The organism is Paraburkholderia phosphatilytica, assembly GCF_003443895.1.
Lineage (GTDB): Bacteria > Pseudomonadota > Gammaproteobacteria > Burkholderiales > Burkholderiaceae > Paraburkholderia > Paraburkholderia phosphatilytica.
Genome location: NZ_QQOA01000008.1, coordinates 14,718 through 32,771 on the forward strand (window position 1 = coordinate 14,718; position 18,054 = coordinate 32,771).

Annotated in this window: 18 protein-coding genes; 9 read left to right on the forward strand and 9 right to left on the reverse strand. The window is 64.2% G+C overall.

Annotated features, from left to right (window positions below; all coding sequences use genetic code 11):
• Positions 1-13: 13 nt before the first annotated feature.
• Genes DVS29_RS10405 through DVS29_RS10420 form a run of 4 tightly spaced genes read right to left on the reverse strand, consistent with a single transcriptional unit; the run spans position 14 to position 4,369 of the window.
• On the reverse strand, positions 14-1,390 hold the full coding sequence (locus tag DVS29_RS10405) for a short-chain fatty acid transporter (RefSeq protein WP_118180381.1): 1,377 nt from the start codon (positions 1,388-1,390) through the stop codon (positions 14-16).
• Between the two features lie 30 nt (positions 1,391-1,420).
• Entirely contained in the window at positions 1,421-2,230 is an 810-nt protein-coding gene (locus tag DVS29_RS10410) for an amidohydrolase family protein (protein ID WP_118180382.1), read from the reverse strand.
• Positions 2,231-2,269: 39 nt separating this feature from the next.
• Positions 2,270-3,460 (reverse strand): CaiB/BaiF CoA transferase family protein, encoded by a 1,191-nt coding sequence (locus DVS29_RS10415; RefSeq protein WP_118180383.1) that lies wholly within the window; start codon positions 3,458-3,460, stop codon positions 2,270-2,272.
• Positions 3,461-3,475: 15 nt separating this feature from the next.
• Complete coding sequence (locus DVS29_RS10420; RefSeq protein WP_118180384.1) at positions 3,476-4,369, reverse strand: HpcH/HpaI aldolase/citrate lyase family protein; 894 nt, start codon at positions 4,367-4,369, stop codon at positions 3,476-3,478.
• Between the two features lie 98 nt (positions 4,370-4,467).
• On the opposite strand from DVS29_RS10420, the gene DVS29_RS10425 reads away from it, so the two are divergent.
• Entirely contained in the window at positions 4,468-5,361 is an 894-nt protein-coding gene (locus DVS29_RS10425; protein WP_118180385.1) for a LysR family transcriptional regulator, read from the forward strand.
• A 42-nt stretch (positions 5,362-5,403) separates the two neighbouring features.
• Here the strand turns inward: DVS29_RS10425 and DVS29_RS10430 are convergent, their stop codons facing one another.
• Positions 5,404-5,811, reverse strand: coding sequence for a GFA family protein (locus DVS29_RS10430; protein WP_118180386.1), 408 nt, complete (start codon positions 5,809-5,811; stop codon positions 5,404-5,406).
• A 165-nt stretch (positions 5,812-5,976) separates the two neighbouring features.
• Between DVS29_RS10430 and DVS29_RS10435 the strand changes: the two genes are divergently transcribed.
• A complete protein-coding gene (locus DVS29_RS10435) occupies positions 5,977-6,417 on the forward strand; it encodes a cupin domain-containing protein (protein ID WP_118180387.1) in 441 nt (146 codons plus the stop codon).
• A 4-nt stretch (positions 6,418-6,421) separates the two neighbouring features.
• Here the strand turns inward: DVS29_RS10435 and DVS29_RS10440 are convergent, their stop codons facing one another.
• Positions 6,422-7,732 (reverse strand): MFS transporter, encoded by a 1,311-nt coding sequence (locus DVS29_RS10440; protein WP_118180388.1) that lies wholly within the window; start codon positions 7,730-7,732, stop codon positions 6,422-6,424.
• Positions 7,733-7,886: 154 nt separating this feature from the next.
• Complete coding sequence (locus tag DVS29_RS10445) at positions 7,887-8,981, reverse strand: tartrate dehydrogenase (RefSeq protein WP_118180389.1); 1,095 nt, start codon at positions 8,979-8,981, stop codon at positions 7,887-7,889.
• Between the two features lie 107 nt (positions 8,982-9,088).
• Between DVS29_RS10445 and DVS29_RS10450 the strand changes: the two genes are divergently transcribed.
• The 4 genes from DVS29_RS10450 (at position 9,089) to DVS29_RS10465 (ending at position 13,818) form a co-directional block, all read left to right on the forward strand.
• Positions 9,089-9,997, forward strand: a complete 909-nt coding sequence (locus tag DVS29_RS10450) for a LysR substrate-binding domain-containing protein (RefSeq protein ID WP_118180571.1) — start codon at positions 9,089-9,091, stop codon at positions 9,995-9,997.
• A gap of 160 nt (positions 9,998-10,157) precedes the next feature.
• Positions 10,158-10,514, forward strand: coding sequence for a DUF805 domain-containing protein (locus tag DVS29_RS10455; RefSeq protein WP_240655532.1), 357 nt, complete (start codon positions 10,158-10,160; stop codon positions 10,512-10,514).
• An 8-nt stretch (positions 10,515-10,522) separates the two neighbouring features.
• Positions 10,523-12,763, forward strand: a complete 2,241-nt coding sequence (locus DVS29_RS10460) for an FAD-binding protein (protein ID WP_118180391.1) — start codon at positions 10,523-10,525, stop codon at positions 12,761-12,763.
• Between the two features lie 128 nt (positions 12,764-12,891).
• Positions 12,892-13,818, forward strand: coding sequence for a hypothetical protein (locus tag DVS29_RS10465; RefSeq protein ID WP_240655533.1), 927 nt, complete (start codon positions 12,892-12,894; stop codon positions 13,816-13,818).
• On the opposite strand, the gene DVS29_RS10470 is transcribed toward DVS29_RS10465, so the two are convergent.
• Positions 13,812-14,453, reverse strand: a complete 642-nt coding sequence (locus tag DVS29_RS10470) for a TetR/AcrR family transcriptional regulator (RefSeq protein WP_118180393.1) — start codon at positions 14,451-14,453, stop codon at positions 13,812-13,814. The genes DVS29_RS10465 and DVS29_RS10470 overlap by 7 nt on opposite strands.
• Positions 14,454-14,583: 130 nt before the next feature.
• Between DVS29_RS10470 and DVS29_RS10475 the strand changes: the two genes are divergently transcribed.
• Complete coding sequence (locus DVS29_RS10475; RefSeq protein WP_118180394.1) at positions 14,584-15,507, forward strand: NAD-dependent epimerase/dehydratase family protein; 924 nt, start codon at positions 14,584-14,586, stop codon at positions 15,505-15,507.
• Between the two features lie 2 nt (positions 15,508-15,509).
• Positions 15,510-15,854, forward strand: coding sequence for a DoxX family protein (locus tag DVS29_RS10480; protein WP_118180572.1), 345 nt, complete (start codon positions 15,510-15,512; stop codon positions 15,852-15,854).
• Positions 15,855-15,906: 52 nt separating this feature from the next.
• On the opposite strand, the gene DVS29_RS10485 is transcribed toward DVS29_RS10480, so the two are convergent.
• Positions 15,907-16,644, reverse strand: coding sequence for a GntR family transcriptional regulator (locus DVS29_RS10485; protein WP_118180395.1), 738 nt, complete (start codon positions 16,642-16,644; stop codon positions 15,907-15,909).
• Between the two features lie 42 nt (positions 16,645-16,686).
• Between DVS29_RS10485 and DVS29_RS10490 the strand changes: the two genes are divergently transcribed.
• Positions 16,687-18,036 carry a mandelate racemase/muconate lactonizing enzyme family protein gene (locus tag DVS29_RS10490; RefSeq protein ID WP_240655534.1) on the forward strand — a complete coding sequence of 450 codons (1,350 nt, stop codon included), beginning with the start codon at positions 16,687-16,689 and terminating at the stop codon, positions 18,034-18,036.
• The last annotated feature ends 18 nt before the right edge of the window (positions 18,037-18,054 follow it).

Sequence of the window (18,054 nt, forward strand, 5' to 3'; positions counted from 1 at the left end):
GTCATGGCATCGGTCAAACGAAGATCAGCAGCGCTGCGCCGTATACGACCAGGCCCACCGCGAAGGTGACGACGGTGAAGCCGAGCACGCGCTGCACGCCCACGCCCGCCATCGCGACGACCGGCGCGGCCCAGAACGGCTGCATCATGTTCGATACCTGCTCGCCCATTGCAACCGCCATCGTGGTTGCCGGCACCGACGCATGCAGCGCGACCGCGGCAGGCACGACGAACGGACCCTGGACGGCCCAGTGGCCGCCGCCGCTTGGAATGAAGAACGTCACGATCAGCGAGCACACGTAGCTCCAGAACGGCAGCGTGTGCGCATTCGAAATCGCGATGAAGAAGTGGGAGATGACGACGGGCAGGCCGGTCGCGTCCATCATGCCCATGATGCCGCCGTAGAGCGGATACTGAAGCATCATCGAACCGGTCTGCTTCGCGGCGTTCTTCACGGCGTCCGCATACGCGAGCGGATAGCCGTGCAGGATCACGCCGGCGATGAACATCACGAAGATCACCGCGTTGACGCCGGAAAACGCGATGTGCTGCGACTTTCCGCCTGCATACGCCAGCACGATCAACGCGATACCGACCACACCGATGAACGCGCTGCCGATCCACGAATACTCGATGCGGCGCGCGAAGCTCAGCTTGCCTTCGGGTCTTTTGCGCGGTGGTTCGTCGGGATGCTTCGCGGTGTCGAGCACGACGGCGTCTTCGTCGCGCGGCTTGAGCCACGCGAGCACGAAGGGCATCGCGACGAACATCACGATCGTCGGGACGAGATTGAAGCGCGTGAACACGATGTCGCCGAAGGGCAGCACGACGCCCGTCAGTTTCTGCACCACGTTCATCGCACTGCCGGGCGTCGATTGCGCGAGCGCGATGGAACTCGAAATACCGCTTGCCCAGACGACCCATCCCGAGAAGCCGGCCGCGACGATCCACGCAAAATCGACGCGTACGCGCTTGGCCACTTCGCGGGCCAGCAGCGCGGCGACGACGAGCCCCATGCCCCAGTTGAAGAACGACGTCAGCGCGACGAGCATGAACGTGAGCGCGGCCGCCTGCGAGGGCGTGCGCGCGATCGACACCAGCGCCTTCAGGGTGCGCTGCACGGGCGGCGCGTGCGCGAACGCGTGACCGGTGACCAGCACGAGCGTGATCTGGAACGCGAACGTCAGGATGTCGAAGAAGCCTTTGTACCAGCCGGCGATCATGTTCGGCAGCGTCGCATGCGGTGCAAACAGCAGCGACAGCACAGCGACGATCGCGGTGATCAGGATCGCGAGCACGAACGGATCGGGAATCGTGCGCTCGAACAGCCGGATGGTGGATTCGGTGAAGCGCGTCCTCTGCATGGGGGAACGCGCGGCGGTGGATTTCATGTCGTGTCTCCTGAGGCTCTTTTTGTTCTCTTAGATCGCGAAGCCGTACAGTACGGCGGGGTTCGTCACGAGGATGCGTTCGCGTGTCGCATCGTCGGCGGTCCATTCGGAGAGCAGGTCGAAGAGGAACGCGTCATCGGGCTTGTGCGTCTCGGTGGTGTGCGGCCAGTCGCTGCCCCATACGAGCCGTTCGGGTACGGCCTGAACCCACGCGCGCGCCATCGGTGCAACGTCCGCATAGCGACCTTCGAGTCCCACGGTCGAATCCAGATACGGCCCGGACAGCTTGATCCACGCGCGGCCCGCATCCGCGAGATTGCGCACGATGTCGAACGCCGCGTGTTGCACGTTGCCGGTCAACGGCAGACGCGCGCGATGATCGAACACCATCGTGGCCGGCAGGCGTTGCAGCATCGCCCGATGCTCGACGATCTGATCGGCGGTCCAATGCAACTGCACGTGCCAGCCGAGTTCCGCGACGCGCCGCGCGAGCGGTTCGACCATCTCGAAGCCGACGGCGGCGTTCTTTGCCGTATAGAGCGTGAAGCGGATGCCGCGAATGCCGCCGCTGTGCAACGCGGCGAGCGTGCTATCCGTGACGTCGGGATGGAGTACGGCGATGCCGCGCGCGCGGTCGATACCGAGCTGACGGATCGCGTCGACGGTGACGGCGTTGTCGGTGCCGTAGATGCGCGGCGTGACGATCACCACGCGCTCCGTGCCGATGCGCGCCTGCACCTTGCGATACGCGGCGACGTCGGCGTGATCGACGAAGCCTTGCGCGTCCGCGTGCTTCAGGAACGCGCGGTCATAGATATGAATGTGGGAATCGCATTGCATCGCGATGTGTCTCCGTTTTTCCTGTCTTGTCGCGCGGGTTCAGAGCACCGCGCGCTTCGCACGTAACGCTTCGATCTGCGCGTCGTTCAGGCCGGCTTCGCGCAGCAATGCATCGCTATGCTCGCCGAAGGCCGGCGCGGCGAACGGCTCGGGCAAAGGCGTCGCGCCGAAGCGCACCGGGTGCTTGAAGCCGCGATACGCGCCCACACCCGGATACTCGAAGCGCGCGACCATGTCTTCCGCGAGCACCTGGCTATCGTCGAACATGTCTTCGACACTACGCGCGGCGGCGCAGGGAACCGCATCGCCGAAGCGCGCTTCCCATTCGAGCGCGCTACGCTGAGCAAGCGCCGCATGCAGCTGCGGCACGATTTCATCGCGGTGCTGCGCGCGCTTTCTCACGGTGTCGTAGCGCTCGTCGTTCACGAGTGCGTCGAGACCCGTGAGCTCGCACAGCGACTTCCAGAAATGCGGCGTGTTCGCGGAGAGATAGAGATAGCCGTCGCGGGTCGGATGAATGCCCGTGATGCCGCCGGAGCGCATATCGCGGCCGACGTCTTTCGGCTCGTTGTCGGCCCAGATCATGCGCGCGGACTGCATCGTGAGCGCACTGCGCAACAGCGACACGCCCACATACTGTCCTGCGCCGCTTCTTTCGCGCGCGAACAGCGCCGACGACACGCTCGACGCGACGAGCGCCGCCGCGTAGTAATCGACGACCGAGCCGTACAGCACTTCCGGCGGGCCTTCCTGCGGCCCCTGCAGCGTGCACATGCCGGTCATGGTCTGCAGCACCTGGTCGTAGCCGGCCTTGTCCTTGTTCGGCCCCGTTTCGCCGTAACCCGTCACCGCGCAGTAGATCAAACGCGGATTGATTGCGCGCAGCTGCTCATACGCGATGCCGAGCCGCGCCGGCACGCTCGGACGAAAGTTGTGCACGAGCACGTCCGCTTCTTTCACGAGCGACATCAGCACGTCGAGCGCTTCAGGCTGCTTCAGGTCGAGCACGAGCCCGCGCTTGCCGCGATTCACGCCGAGAAACGCGCGGCTTTCCGCTTCGAGCGTCGACGGATACTTGCGCAGGTTGTCGCCGGTGGGCGGCTCGATCTTGATGACTTCGGCACCTTGATCCGCAAGCAGCGTGCAGCCATAGGGCCCCGCGATATACGCGCTCAGATCGAGCACGCGCACGCCGGAAAGCGGTCCGCCGCGTCCAACGTTCTGGTTCATCCGTGTTCTCCTTCTTCAGATTCCGGCGGATGCGCGCTGCGCTTCCGAGAGCAGGCCAAGGCGCGCCGCGTCCAGCACGAGCATGCGCGCGCGGCCGACGAACGGCGCATCGATCATTTTTCCGTCGACAACATACGCACCGATGCCTTGCCGGTCCGCGGCACGCGCGGCTTCCACGACACGCACCGCGTGTTCGATGTCCGCATCGGAAGGACGGAACACGTCATTGGCGATCGCGATCTGGCTCGGGTGAATGCAGCTCTTGCCCATGAAGCCGAACGCGCGCGCCATCTGTGCTTCCGCTCGAAAACCTTCGGCATCCTTGATGTCGGCAAACGCGGTGTCGTAAGCGAATATGCCTGCTTCGCCCGCCGCGATGCGCAGCGCGAACATCGCCTGCTGAATCGCTGCCGTCTCGCGGCGTGCGATGCCGAGCGGCTCGAACAGATCGCCGAGGCCCAGCTGCAAACCCGCAACCCGTGGATGCGCGAGCGCGAGGTCCGCCGCGCTGCGCAGCGCGCGCGGCGATTCGACGTTGAGCAACAGCCCGATCGGCGCAGTGACGCCGTTCGCACGTTCGGCGGCTTCGAGCGCGTTTGCGGCGGCTCGGACGTCGTCGGGATGCTCGGGCTTCGGCAGATTGACGAGCGACACGCCGTTACGCGCGACGGCCTCGATATCGGCCGCGAAATGCGGCGTGGACAACGCGTTCACCCGCACGATCAGCGTCTTGTCGCTAGCTAGCGTGCTGTCTGTGCTGAGCAGCGCGCGCAGATCGGCGCGCGCCTGCGGCTTGCGCTCGGGCGCGACGGCGTCTTCCAGGTCGAACGAGAGGGCGTCGGCGGCGCTTGCGAGCGCCTTGGCAAAGAGTTCCGGGCGCGATGCCGGCACGAAGAGCTTGCTTCTCATGCGTCTCCATCCATTCTTGATCTGCCGATCAGTCTACGGACTCGGATGTTTTAGATAAACTATCCACGTCTATCTTCAAACGAAAGCAAATCCATACGATGGAGACTGCCTTTCTTGCCAACCTGCTGCTCGTCGTCGATACCGGATCGATGGCGGAGGCGGCGCGCCGCGTGGGGGTCACGCCTGCCGCAATCGCGCAGCAGGTGTCGGCACTCGAGCGCGAACTGGGCGTCGCGCTGTTCGTGCGGTCCGGCCGCACCGTAACGCCGACCGAAGCGGGGCATCGCGTGATCGAGCGGGCGCGGGGTCTCGTCGCGGAGTTCGCGGAACTGAAAGCGCATGCGCTGGAAGGCGAAGCGGCAGGGGAATTGCGCATCGGCACGATCACGACTGCGCTGCTAAGCCTGTTGCCGGATGTGCTCGCGAACTTTTCAAGAGCCTTTCCGCGCGCCAAGCTGCTGATTCGCGCGGGCACTTCGCTGGAGCTATACGACACGCTGCAGCGCGGCGATCTCGATGCGGCCATCTGCCTGCATCCTCCGTTCGCGTTGCCGAAGGCATACGATTGGCATCTGCTGCGCGAAGAGCCGCTCGTCGTGCTGGCTCCCGCGCGTCTCGCCGCGGCGGATCCGCACGAACTGTTGCGGCGCGAGCCCTTCATCCGTTACGACCGCACATTAGGCGGCGGCAAGCAGGCGGACCAGTATCTGCGCGCCGCTCGCATCGTGCCGCGCGAACTCTTCGAGCTGAATGCGCTGATGGCGATCGCGATGATGGTCGATCGCGGGCTGGGCGTGTCGCTGGTGCCGGATATCGTTTCGCCGATGACGTCGGCGCTGTCCATCGCACGGCTTGCATTGCCGGTTCCGACGGAGCCGCGCCGCTTCGGCGTGGTGTGGCAGCGCGCGTCGCCGAGGGCGCGGCTGATCAAGGGCTTGTTGCAGTGCGCGGATGAAGTGGTGGCGGCGAATGCGGGGGACGCGCCGGGATAACTTCCTTCGCAACGGACCGTCGCGTGATCGGCGAAGCGCGAACTAGGGCGACTGAGGGTAATGAGGAATGGCCTGACTCAAGCAGACCCAGGGCTGTGCACTGGATGTCCAGATATCCAGCATCGGCTGAAACGCCGACGGATCGTCCAGCGTCGGGAAACGAACGGACATGACTTCTGGAGCCGCTTCGCCATACGTGAACAGCGGGGAGCCGCAATCGGGACAAAAGCTGCGAGTCGCGAGCCTGCCGCTGCCCGCACGAACCGAGTACGCCTTCGGCGTGCCGGTGATCGTCATGTCCGACACCCGGACGATGAAGCCGGAAGCGAAGGGAGCACCGCTCGAGCGCTGGCAGTCCAAGCAATGGCAGTTTAGCGTCGCAACCGGCGTGTGGGAGCATACATAGCGGATCGCTCCGCATGCGCACCCGCCCGAAAATGGAGCGATCATGTCGCTTCTTCCTCCTGCCGACTGATTCGTTGTCAATAGCTGGCACCTGACAGATGCCCCGCGGGAAGCGTGCTACCTGCCGCTCCCTCAACGCGCGCGCAGTGTAGCGCCGCCGGCATCACAACGCAAACGGCCGGTTTCACACTCACGTTCGGAGTATTCGCGATGACCACAGACGCACGCAATCTCGCGCCAATCACCATTGGCGGCGTGACAGTCCGGTATCTGATCGATGGATCCGCCACGAAGGGCATGGGCGTCTTCGAGTTGACGGTCGCGCCAGGAGCGAACGTTCCGCCGCCGCATAGTCACACCCACAATGAGGAGTGCGTGTACGCGCTGGAGGGGCTCATCCGCTATTCCGTCGATGGCGTTGCGAGAGACCTGGCGCCGGGCGAGTGGATGCATACCCCCAAGGGTTCCGTGCATTCGTTCAGCAACCCTCATCAAATTGCTGCCAAGGCGCTGGTCGTCCTGACTCCAGACGTGGGTGCGCAGTACTTTCTGGATGTACAGGCAGTGGTGAATGCTGGTGGACCGCCGGACCGCCAGAAGTTGCTGGCGGTCATGTCCAGCTATGGGCTCGTTCCGGCCGTCCAGGCCTGAACGCTCAGTGTCCTTGTCCCTCTCCGGCCGCGATCGGCGCCGGCTTCGATTGGCGGCTCAGCATCAGTGTGAGGATGGCGGACATCGCCAGCGTCGCACCGACCACATACAACCCCGCCGAATAGCTGCCTGTCGCGTTCTTGAGCCAGCCGATCGCGAACGGACCGACGAAGCCGCCCAGATTGCCGATCGAGTTGATCATCGCGATTCCCGCGGCCGCGCCGGCGCCTGACAGAAACTGGCTGGGCATCGCCCACAACGGTGCCTTGGCTGCGCTGACGCCGACGTTGACGATCACCAGCGCGAGAATGACCATCAACGCGGTCGCGGCGCTACCGGCAAAGACAAAGCCGAGAAACGCGACGACACACGGGATGACGACGTGCCATGTGCGTTCTTCCGCGCGATCCGAATGTCGTGCCCACAGCACCATCGCGATCACGGCGAGCACGCTGGGGATGCCGGCCAGCAGCCCGGTCTCGAACGACCCGAAGCCGTATTGCCGGATGATCAGCGGTGTCCACAGGCCGAGTGTGTAGAGCCCCGCCGACGTGCCGAAGTAGATCAATGCGAGCGCGATGACCCGAGGGTCCCGCAGCGCGCTGAGCGCGCCCGCGGTATGGCCGGCATGCGACGCTTTGGCGTTCGCTTCCACCTTCATCTTTGCGATCAGCCATTCGCGCTCCTTCGGGTCGAGCCATTGCGCTTTCGCGGGCGTGTCGGTGAGGTACTTGAGCACCAGAAAGCCGAGCACGATCGCGGGCGCCGCCTCGAGGATGTAGAGCATCTGCCAGTTCGCCAGTCCGGCGACCGGATGAAGCTTCATAATCGCGCCGGAGAGCGGCGAGCCGATCGCTGTTGAAATCGGTGCGGCGGCCATGAACCATGCGGCTGCTACGGCGCGCTGACGCGACGGAAACCATAGGCTGAGGTAAAGGATGATGCCCGGGAAGAAGCCTGCTTCCGCGATTCCGAGGATAAAGCGCATCGCGTAGAAACTGTTCGGACCGCTGACGAACGCGGAAGCGGCCGATACGATCCCCCACGACACCATCACGCGGGCTATCCACCGGCGCGCGCCGACCTTGTGAAGGATAAGGTTAGACGGCACCTCGAACAGAAAGTAGCCCACAAAAAACAGTCCGCCGCCCAGACCGAATGCCGTCGGAGAAAGACCGATGGCCTTGTTCATCGACAGCGCGGCGAAGCCCACGTTGACGCGGTCGAGAAAACTCACGAAATACAGCAGCATGACGAACGGAATGATCCGCAGCATCAGCTTGCGGGACACCCGGCTTTCGAGATCGGAATGCATTGTCTCCTCCTTGGAGGTTGAGCGGCGCGCACTGCGGCCATCGAATGTGGCGCTTGTGCTGAATGTGCTGAAGGCGCGCGCGGCGCGAGCAAGGCCGCGGCCGCCGGAAGCCGGGGCCGTGCGGATCAGGCGCGAATGGAGCCGCGCTGGACGCTCAGGCGGCGTTGGCTGCGGGCGTCGCCGCTTTTTCGATGAACGCGCAGGCGGCTGCCGTCACCTGTGCGGTCGTGGCCGTGCCGCCGAGGTCGCCGGTATGCAGCGAGCGGTCCGCGGTCACGGCTTCGACGGCCTGCATCACGCGTTGCGCGGCGTTGAATTCGCCAAGGTGCTCGAGCAGCATCACGACCGACCAGAAGGTGCCGACCGGATTGGCGAGACCCTTGCCCATGATGTCGAACGCGGAGCCGTGGATGGGCTCGAACATCGACGGATAGCGGTGTTCCGGATCGATGTTGCCGGTCGGCGCGATACCGAGGCTGCCGGCAAGGGCGGCGGCGAGGTCACTGAGGATGTCGGCGTGCAGATTGGTGGCGACGATCGTGTCGAGCGTGGCGGGACGATTGATCATGCGCGCGGTCGATGCGTCCACCAGCTCCTTGTCCCATGTGACGTCCGGGAATTCCTTCGAGACTTCCAGCGCGATCTGATCCCACATGACCATCGCGTGACGCTGCGCGTTGCTCTTGGTAATGACGGTCAGCAGTTTGCGCGGCCGGGATTGCGCGAGACGGAACGCGAAACGCATGATGCGTTCGACGCCGGCGCGAGTGAGGATCGATACGTCGGTGGCGGCTTCGATCGGATGGCCCTGGTGCACGCGGCCACCCACGCCGGAATATTCGCCTTCGGAGTTCTCGCGGACGATGACCCAGTTCAGGTCTTCCGGCTTGCAGCGCTTCAGCGGTCCATCGATCCCGGGCAGGATCCGGGTCGGGCGGACGTTCGCGTACTGGTCGAAACTCTGGCAGATCTTGAGGCGCAGCCCCCAGAGCGTGATGTGATCGGGAATGTCGGGGTCGCCTGCCGAGCCGAACAGGATCGCATCCTTGTTGCGGATGGCGTCCAGACCATCGGCCGGCATCATGACGCCGTGCTCGCGATAGTAGTCGCCACCCCAGTCGAAGTTCTCGAATTCGAATGCGAACGACTTCGTGGTTTTTGCGAGTGCTTCGAGAATCTGCACGCCAGCCGGCACGACCTCCTTGCCGATGCCGTCGCCAGGGATGGTCGCGATGCGATAGGTCTTCATGTCTCCGTCCTTCCGTGTAGTGAGTGTGATGAACTTTACCCATCTGAAGACATAAAAACCGGTGCTAAAATCAAGGCATCTTTAACCTGAATTCACAGGTGAAAGCGGTGCACGAGATCGTCCAGCCTTCGGATCTAAGCTTTTTCTCGACGCTTGCCGCGTCCGGCAGTTTGAGCGCGGCCGCGCGGGAGCTGGGTCTGACGCCCGCCGCGGTGAGCAAGCGCCTGACGCAGATGGAAAGTCGCGCGAGCATTGCGTTGATCACGCGCACGACGCGCCGCATGACGCTCACGCCGGAAGGCGAGCTCTATCTGGAACATGCGCGCCGGATTCTCGACGAGATCGACGAACTGGCCGAACTGCTTGGAACCGCAAAGAAAAATCCAAAAGGACGGCTGCGGGTCAATGCGACGCTTGGCTTCGGGCGCAGTCACGTCGCGCCCGCCATTTCGCGTTTTGTTTTGGCCTATCCGCAGGTGTCCGTGCAGCTTCAGCTGTCGGTCAATCCGCCGCCGCTGACCGACGACGCTTTCGACGTCTGCATCCGGTTCGGCGAGCCGCCGGATACGCGGGTGGTCGCGCGTCGTCTCGCGAGCAACCGGCGGCTGCTCTGTGCCGCGCCTTCGTATATCGCATCGCGAGGCATGCCGATCACCGCGCACGATCTGACGCGACATAACTGCATCGGCATACGGCAAGGCGACGAAGCGTACGGCGTGTGGCGGATGACTTCGGGCAGGGGTGCATCGCGCAAGACGGAGACCGTGCGGATCAATGGGACGCTGACGACGAACGATGGCGAGATCGCGGTCAAGTGGGCGCTTGAAGGTCACGGCATCCTGATGCGGGCCGAGTGGGACATCAAGCAGTATCTGGCCGATGGCTCGCTGGTCGTCGTGCTGCCGGGTTACGAAACACCGAATGCCGATATCTTTGCGGTGTATTCAGCGCGACATCAGATGTCGAACCGCATTCGGGCGTTCGTCGATTTCATTGCGCGGGAGTTGCGCAATTGAGCGGCGCGCGCTGCACGTATCACGCAGTGATACTCTTCGACTCACAATATGGGCCGCGTTTGAAAGGGCGTTTCAAGGTATCTGCAGTAGCGGCACACTCTCCGCCAGTTTTTCCCGGCAACCCACGACTAAAGCAGATATCACTATGCCTCCTGTCTCTGTGCTCGCAACCTTTTTCCTCCCGCATGGCCGTATTACCCGCAGCGTTTGGCTGACGCGTCTGGTCATCGCCGCGCTGGCGTGCGCTGCATTTGGCGGCCTGACCTCGGCCTGGTTTGGCTCGGTGGGCTCAGGGGTTTTCGCGTTGCTGTTCATCTGGGCGGCGTTCGCGCTTGCCGCGCAGCGGCTGCATGACGTCGGCCGCTCGGGCCGTGCGCTGATCGCCGTGCTGGTGCCCGTACTCGGTCCGCTGTGGATCCTGATCCAGTTGCTCAGACGCGGTGCCGATCATCCGAACCGTTTCGGCGCCGATCCCGCGAGCCGCGCGGATTATCTGCAAGTCGATATCGCAAAGTGAGCCACGTCATGCAGACCGTCAACGACGTCACCCAGCTCAACGCGATCCCCGTCTTTTCCATCGTCACGCCGGAGTCGATCCAGGACGTGGTGAATGTGTTCGCGCATACGGACCTGCCGGTATCGGTGGGTGGCGGCCATTTCAGCATGGGCGGCCACACGGCCAGCCCAGGCACGCTGCATCTGGACATGCGCCGGATGAACCGTGTGCTGCGCTTCGATCCGCTGGCCGGCGTGATCCGCGTGCAGGCGGGCATCCGCTGGTGCGATATCCAGCGTTTCATCGATCCGCACGGCTTCGCGGTGAAGATCATGCAGACGTACGCGAACTTCACGGTCGGCGGCGCGCTGTCGGTGAATGCGCACGGGCGCTACATGGGACTGGGTCCCGTTGTGCTCTCGGTCCGTGCGATCACGCTCGTGCTCGCAAGCGGTGAAGTGGTCGAAGCATCGCGAACGGTCAACATGCCGCTCTTTTATGCGGCGATCGGCGGGTATGGCGGCATCGGCGTGATCGTCGAGGCGGAGCTCGATCTCACCGAGAACACCCGGGTCGAACGCAGCGACCGGAAAATGGATACGACCCAGTACAAGGCGTGGTTCGATGCGAACGTTCGAGGACACAACGACATCGTGTTCCATAACTTCGATCTCTACCCGCCGCACTACACGCACGGCCGCGCGGTGAGCTGGACGGTGACCGACGCGCCGGCCACTGCGCCGCGTCTGCAGCCGCTCGCGCGTGGTTTCTGGATTGCCCGGTATCTGCTGTGGGCGATCACGGAGACGCCGCTCGGCAAGTTCCGTCGCGAGTACCTCTACGATCCGCTGCTGCATCTCGGCAAAAAAGTGCATTGGCGCAATTACGAGGCCGGCTACGACGTGGCGGAACTGGAGCCGGTCGGTCGCTCGCGGCGTACCTATGTGCTGCAGGAGTATTTTGTGCCGGCCGATGCGGTTGGCGACTTCGCGAAAAGCATGTGCGAGATTCTCGCGAAGCATCGGGTGAACGTCGTCAACATCTCGGTGCGCCATGCGCTCGGGGACAACCACACGGTCATGGCGTGGGCACGAGGCGAAACCTTCGCGTTCGTTCTCTACTACAAGCAGCGCACGCGTGAGAGCGCGAAGGCGCGCGTGGCCGTGTGGACGCGCGAACTGATCGACGCGGTGCTCGCCGCCGGCGGTACGTACTATCTGCCGTACCAGCTCCATGCCACCGACGAGCAGTTTCATCGCGCGTATCCGCGCGCCCGCGAGATGTTCGCGCTCAAGTCGGAACTCGATCCGCGCTACCGGCTGCGCGGCGCGCTATGGGATCGCTACTACGCGCCGCTTTCCGCAACGGCGTCGGCGATCGCGCATGGCGCCACAGCGCGCGCCGCGGGCACGCCCGCGGCATCGCTCTTCGCGTCGGTCTACCGCGACGAACGCGAGGCCGACCGCTTCTACACGTTCCTGCAGAACATTTTCCACGTGTTGCCTGAGGACCGTTTGCACACGCTGATCGGCACGGAGACCGCCCGCCACCCGGATAACGACGAGGCGATCTACCGCGGCATCCAGGCGGGTTTGAAATCGATCACACCGCCCCTTGCGATGGTCACGCATGCGCTGCCTTCGCTGGCCACGCAGAAGGCCGAGATGGGCAGACAGGCGGCCGTGCTGATCGGCGATCGGGCGCTGCGGGACTATGTCGAGATCGGCACGACCGGTCGCTACGTGCGGGCAATGAAGAAGTCTCTGCGTCTCACCGGCAATGTGACGCTGGTGCACGACGTGCCGCCCGGCATGAGTCCGGTCGATATCGTCGAACGCGGACAGTTAGGGCGGGTCGCCGATTTCGTTCCGCTCAATGACTATGCACCCATCGCGCTGCCGGCGAATAGCGCCGATCTGGTCAGCTGCTTCGTCGGGCTGCATCACATGGCGCCGGCGCGGCTCGCACCGTTTCTGGAGTCGATCGCGCGGATCACGCGGCCAGGCGGATATTTCGTCGTGCGCGATCACGATGTGACGACGCCTGCGATGGATACGTTCGTGTCCCTCGCGCATACGGTATTTAACGCGGGGCTCGGCGAATCGTGGCAGACCAACCAGAAGGAGCTTCGCCATTTCGCGAGCATCGATGACTGGATCGCCAGAATCGAAGCAGCGGGCTTCCGGCATACCGGCGTTCGGCTCGCACAGGAAGGCGATCCGTCCGACAACCTGCTGCTCGCGTTCGTGCGCGACGGAGCACCCGCATGAGGCGCGCTCTGGCAAGCGTGGTCGCGACGCTCATTTCGGCAGCACTAGCAATTTCGTGCGCCTGCGCCGGCGCGGCGGACTCCGGAAGCGCCATCCCTGCTGACGCACGGCGAGGCGCCGAGCAGACCTTGCTCACCTTCCCGGAGTGGTATCTGGTCCATAGTCCGGCGGAATATGCGCGCATCGTCCAGCACGCGCCGGCGCACGCGTTTCCGTTCGTCGAGCAGACGGGTCAGTTGTGGTCCAGCTATCGCGCGGTGACCGCAGAGCAGATCCACGATCACTATCCGCTGAACCCGGGATATCACGTCATGATCCTTGTGATCTCGACCAGCACGACAGTCGAATACGCGTTGCGGGCCGTGTATGAAAACACGGTCGGACGCGCAAGCTGGCTGCTGGACGGCGGCCGGTTGACCGACGAGGACCGTTACGGCGCGCAGGCCGCGCAGGACTATGTGGATTTCATCCGGCAGGAACCGTGGTACCTGTTCGATTTCTGGTCGCGGCTCAAGCATTTGTGGACCGACGTGCCGTTTTGGGGACCCGGCATCGTGCGCAAATGGGAGCGCCGCTATGCGCTGACGACGGAATACGCGATCAAGGCGGTGTACGGGAAGCTGATCGAAAAAGCGACACGCGCGGCCTACACGCCGGCACTGATGACCACCGATGTCATCGTCGATCGCCTGCCCGATGGCTGGACGCCACCTGTGCGGGTCAGTGTGCTGCGGCGCCTGCCGGACGGACGCGCGCTGCTGTCGCTGCCGCGGTACTTCGATTTCCGCATTGCGGCTACGGCGCTGGCGCAGCAGGGCGTGACGATCGATGACATCGCGGGCAATGGCGCCACGGCGCCGATTCTCGTGACGGTATGGGCTCCTGACAATACGAAGCTGCCGCCCGGCGCCGGACGCGTGCTGTTCGAGCAGCCGCTCACGCTGCCCGCGGAAACACGGCGCGTCGCGTTGTTGATGCCCGTTGGCAGCCTGTCGGGATTTCTTGCTCAGGCGTCGGCGATGCGGCTAACGGTTGAGCATGTGTACGACTATTGATTGCCAGGGAGAGTTGGGGGCGGTGCTTCTGCGCGGAGTGCAGCCGCCACCGCCTCGTCGATCTGTAGCGCAAAGCGCGCTTCGACATTCGGCACCGTGTAGCCAACCGACAGTTCCAGATACGCGTCGCCTAACACCAACTGCACGAATGTCGCTGCCCGCAATGCAGCGGTCGATTCGTCAAACCGCTTTCGCAGAATGCTTGCGGCGAATGCACGCACAACCTTCGCACCGTTTTCGTAAAACACCCGGCCGAGTTCCGGAAGACGCTCGGCCTCGGCCACGATGGCCCGGTAAAGCCGCAGATAGTCCTGCTCGATAAGAATTCGCGCCATCGCCCATCCCAATTCGCGCAACGCGACTTCGGGTGCGCCATCGGACTGCTCGCTCTGAGCGCCGGCAAGAATTCCACCCACCTCAGCGCACATCGAACTCACCAGACCCACGAAGAGTGCCTCCTTCGATTTGAAGTGGCGGTAGACCGTCTGTTTGCCGACGCCAGCGGCCGTGGCGACGTCGTCCATCGTGGCCAGGCCGAAACCCTGGCTTAAAAAAACGGTTCTTGCACCGTCGAGGATGGCGGACCGCTTGCGGCGTTGCAGCGGGCTCAGGTCGGGGAGAGCGGACGTGTTCATGCCCGATAAATAGCAGATCGTCGGCCGGTTGACAAGACTGATCGGTCTCGTTTACATTGGCCGAAACGAGACTGATGAGTCTCGTGTGAAAGACCTGCGAGCTTCGCAGGCACTCATCGAGGACAACACAATGGAACTGTTCATTACCGGCGGCACGGGCTACATCGGGCAAGCGGTCGCGCGCAAGGCAATCAGTCTCGGCCATCGGGTGACGGCGCTGGTGCGCGACGACAGGTCGGCGGGCGCGAGCGCGCTGGCACGTCTCGGCGTGAAACTGCACGGCGGCGATTTGCGTGAGCCGCAGTCTTTTGCTGCGACAGCCGGCGCCGCCGATGGCGTAGTGCACATGGCGTCGACCAACGATGCTTCCGCCGCGGCTGCTGACGAGGCTGCGGTCGAAGCGATGCTTGCGCATCTGCGTCCGGGCGCGGCGTTCGTCTATACGTCGGGCACATGGGTCTACGGCAGTACGGAGGGCAAGCCCGTGACTGAAGCATCGGCGCTCAACCCGACTCCGCTCGTCGCCTGGCGGCCCGCGGTGGAGCAACGCGTGCAGGCGCTGGCGGCGCGTCGCTCGATTGCCGCGGCCATTCTCAGACCGGCGATGGTGCACGGCCACGGCGGCGGCGTCTTTGGCATGCTTGCCGGCATGGTCCGTCAGACCGGCAGCGTGAGAATGGTCGGCGATGGTTGCAATCACTGGCCCGCCGTGCACGTCGATGACCTTGCCGCGGCGTATCTGAGTGTGGTGGAGCGGCTGGCAAGCGGGGACGATCGGGTCGCCGGACAGATCTTCAATGTGGTCGCGGAAGAGGCCGTTGCGGTTGCTGAGATGGGCGAAGCGATCCGGGCGTCGGTCGACGCCGACCGCGTCGAATTCTGGCCGTTCGATGACGCTCGCCAATCGCTTGGGCCGTTCGCCGACGCACTAGCGCTCGACCAGATGGTTAGCGGCCAGCGCGCACGGCAGGTTCTTGCGTGGCAACCCCAAGGCCCCGGCCTGATTGCGGATCTCTCTGAACAGAAGGACTTTCAGCAACGCAACGGAGCATGACGATGGCACTCATCACGGCATCTTTCGACTCGATCCTCGCGACGGTCGTAGCGGTTCTGTTCGCGGTTGCTGGAGTGATCAATCTCGCGAGACCCAGCGCGGTGAAGCGCGACTTCGCACGGTGGGGTTATCCGGCGTGGTTTCAGTTGCTCTGTGGCGCACTCGAGTTGCTCAGTGCGGCGCTTCTTGCTGGACAACATACCCGAGTCTTTGGCCTGACGCTGGCCGGTGCGATCATGACCGGCGCGCTCTTCACGTTGCTAAGAAATCGGGAGCCGTTCCAGCATCTCGCGCCGGCGCTGATTTTCTCGGCGCTCGTTGTGGTTACTGCGGTGGCCCGCGGTTGAAGCTTCCACGCCGTCAGGCGAATGAGCTCGGGACGCCAGGCCCTGTCAATCACTAGCGCCTGACAGGCAGACTCCCGAGATCCATCTCCACCTTGACCGCATCGCCTCGATAGATCACGTCCGCGTAGTAAATTACAACGTTGTCCGAATTACTGAACACGCGCTGTACCCGGGCGACGGGCGAGTCCGCCGGAATCCGCAGGAGGCGGGCCGTTTCGGCGTCGGCGCTGCCAATGGTCAACGTCTGCTTGGCCTTGGCGATCGAAGCCGGTGCAAGCTCCACGAGCGTCGGGATCACGAGCTCTTCGCGAAACCGGTCCGGCGCCATCGAAAAGATCTGCTCTTCGAGGTACAGCGAAATGACGCAGTAAGGGAGCCCGTCCGACGCGTGCACCCGTTTCATGTGCACGTAGTGTTCGGCCAGCCCGCCATCCGCGGGAGCGATCGGCGGCCGTCTGCGGTTCTCCTCGATCGTGCGCAGCTGCTGGGTTGTCGCGCGGTACATCTCGACCAGTGCCGTGAGCGTGCTGACCACCTGCACCGGCTTCAGCGTGGGCGCCGTCGCCGACACGAACGTGCCCCTGCCGCGCTGAGGCGCGAGCGCACCCTCGCTCATCAACAACTGCACGGCCTGCCGGGCCGTGACCCTGGCGACGCCGAATTCGTCGGCAATCTGTTCGAGCGTCGGGATGATCTCGCCCTGTCGCCACACGCCGCGGGCAATCCGGTCGCGAAGCGAGTCGGCAATCTGCAGGTACAGCGGAACGAGGCTCGACGAAGCGCGTGACATTACGGTGCCTGGTATTTTGGGTTCTGAACTATAGCGCGAGCGGTGGCCCGTGCATTGTCGCATCCGGCCGCCGCTGCGCCCCGAGCTTCCGCCTTTCGCCGGCCAGATGCGCGTAAACCCCGGGCTGCGGGAGGCGCAGTCGCACGCCATAATGTCTTAAAGTTCGGTAAACCATACTTTATCACTATGCCGTCGACCTCGATGCTGGAAACTGAAAATGGCGGGCCGCAAGGCGGGCCGGCCACGCTGGAGCGCGTCGACGTTCACGTGCTTCGCTGTCCGATCGCGACGCCCGTGCAGACATCGTTTGGCGTCATGCGCGAACGACCCGCCGTGCTCGTTTCGATCACCGATTCGGACGGCTGCACCGGATGGGGCGAGGTCTGGTCGAACTTCCCGGAGTGCGGTGCCGAGCACCGCGCGGCGCTCGTCTCCACGGTCTTTGCGCCGATGCTCGCCGGCCTCCGCGTGGCGGACCCCGCTCACGTGTTCCGCGATCTGACCGAACGCACGGCGGTGCTCGCGCTGCAGTGTGGCGAACCGGGTCCGTTCGCGCAGGCGATCGCCGGACTGGACCTCGCGCTGTGGGATCTGTTCGCTCGCCGGGCGGGGCTTCCGCTGTGGAAGCTGCTTGGTGGCGACACCGACAGGATTGCGGTGTACGCGAGCGGTCTGAATCCGGTCGGCTCCGAACAGCTCGTCGAGGAAAAACTCGATGAGGGGTACGAAGCGTTCAAGCTGAAGGTCGGGTTCGGCGTCGAGCAAGACGTGAGCAGCCTGAACATGCTGCGCGAAATCATTGGCCCCACGCGCCGGCTGATGGCCGACGCCAACCAGGCGTGGACGTTCGCGCAGGCGCTCGAGATCGCGCCGCGGCTGGCGGCCTTCGATCTGGACTGGCTCGAAGAGCCTTTGCGCTGCGATCGTCCGTTGGGCGAATGGCAGGCGCTCGCGGCAGACTGCCCGATCCCGCTCGCAGGCGGCGAAAACCTCACCGGCGACGACGCGTTCAATGCCGCGATCGGTTCGCGCGCACTGACCGTCATCCAGCCGGACGCGGCCAAGTGGGGCGGCATTTCCGGCTGCCTGAAAGTGATTCGCGCGGTCCAGGCGGCCGGGCTGACCTATTGCCCGCACTACCTTGGCGGCGGCATCGGGCTGCTTGCTTCCGCGCATCTGCTGGCGGCGACGGGTGCAGGCGGCATGCTCGAAATCGATGCGAATCCGAATCCGCTGCGCACGCTCCTGCACGGTCCGCTCGGCACGCTGACCCAGGGTTACGCGGATCTGGGTCATGCCCCCGGGATCGGCGTGGTGCGGGATCTGGCCGAACTGCGCGAACGCGTTCGGGAAGAGGCGGCCGCTGTTGGCGCGTTGGGGAAGGCGGCTTGAATCTAGGTTGGATGTTTG

What these genes read in the sequence shown, in the direction of transcription:
- DVS29_RS10405 (WP_118180381.1), bottom strand. Translation starts at nt 1,390, where the DNA reads ATGAAATCCACCGCCGCGCGTTCCCCCATGCAGAGGACGCGCTTCACC.
- DVS29_RS10410 (WP_118180382.1), bottom strand. Translation starts at nt 2,230, where the DNA reads ATGCAATGCGATTCCCACATTCATATCTATGACCGCGCGTTCCTGAAG.
- DVS29_RS10415 (WP_118180383.1), bottom strand. Translation starts at nt 3,460, where the DNA reads ATGAACCAGAACGTTGGACGCGGCGGACCGCTTTCCGGCGTGCGCGTG.
- DVS29_RS10420 (WP_118180384.1), bottom strand. Translation starts at nt 4,369, where the DNA reads ATGAGAAGCAAGCTCTTCGTGCCGGCATCGCGCCCGGAACTCTTTGCC.
- DVS29_RS10425 (WP_118180385.1), top strand. Translation starts at nt 4,468, where the DNA reads ATGGAGACTGCCTTTCTTGCCAACCTGCTGCTCGTCGTCGATACCGGA.
- DVS29_RS10430 (WP_118180386.1), bottom strand. Translation starts at nt 5,811, where the DNA reads ATGATCGCTCCATTTTCGGGCGGGTGCGCATGCGGAGCGATCCGCTAT.
- DVS29_RS10435 (WP_118180387.1), top strand. Translation starts at nt 5,977, where the DNA reads ATGACCACAGACGCACGCAATCTCGCGCCAATCACCATTGGCGGCGTG.
- DVS29_RS10440 (WP_118180388.1), bottom strand. Translation starts at nt 7,732, where the DNA reads ATGCATTCCGATCTCGAAAGCCGGGTGTCCCGCAAGCTGATGCTGCGG.
- DVS29_RS10445 (WP_118180389.1), bottom strand. Translation starts at nt 8,981, where the DNA reads ATGAAGACCTATCGCATCGCGACCATCCCTGGCGACGGCATCGGCAAG.
- DVS29_RS10460 (WP_118180391.1), top strand. Translation starts at nt 10,523, where the DNA reads ATGCAGACCGTCAACGACGTCACCCAGCTCAACGCGATCCCCGTCTTT.
- DVS29_RS10470 (WP_118180393.1), bottom strand. Translation starts at nt 14,453, where the DNA reads ATGAACACGTCCGCTCTCCCCGACCTGAGCCCGCTGCAACGCCGCAAG.
- DVS29_RS10475 (WP_118180394.1), top strand. Translation starts at nt 14,584, where the DNA reads ATGGAACTGTTCATTACCGGCGGCACGGGCTACATCGGGCAAGCGGTC.
- DVS29_RS10480 (WP_118180572.1), top strand. Translation starts at nt 15,510, where the DNA reads ATGGCACTCATCACGGCATCTTTCGACTCGATCCTCGCGACGGTCGTA.
- DVS29_RS10485 (WP_118180395.1), bottom strand. Translation starts at nt 16,644, where the DNA reads ATGTCACGCGCTTCGTCGAGCCTCGTTCCGCTGTACCTGCAGATTGCC.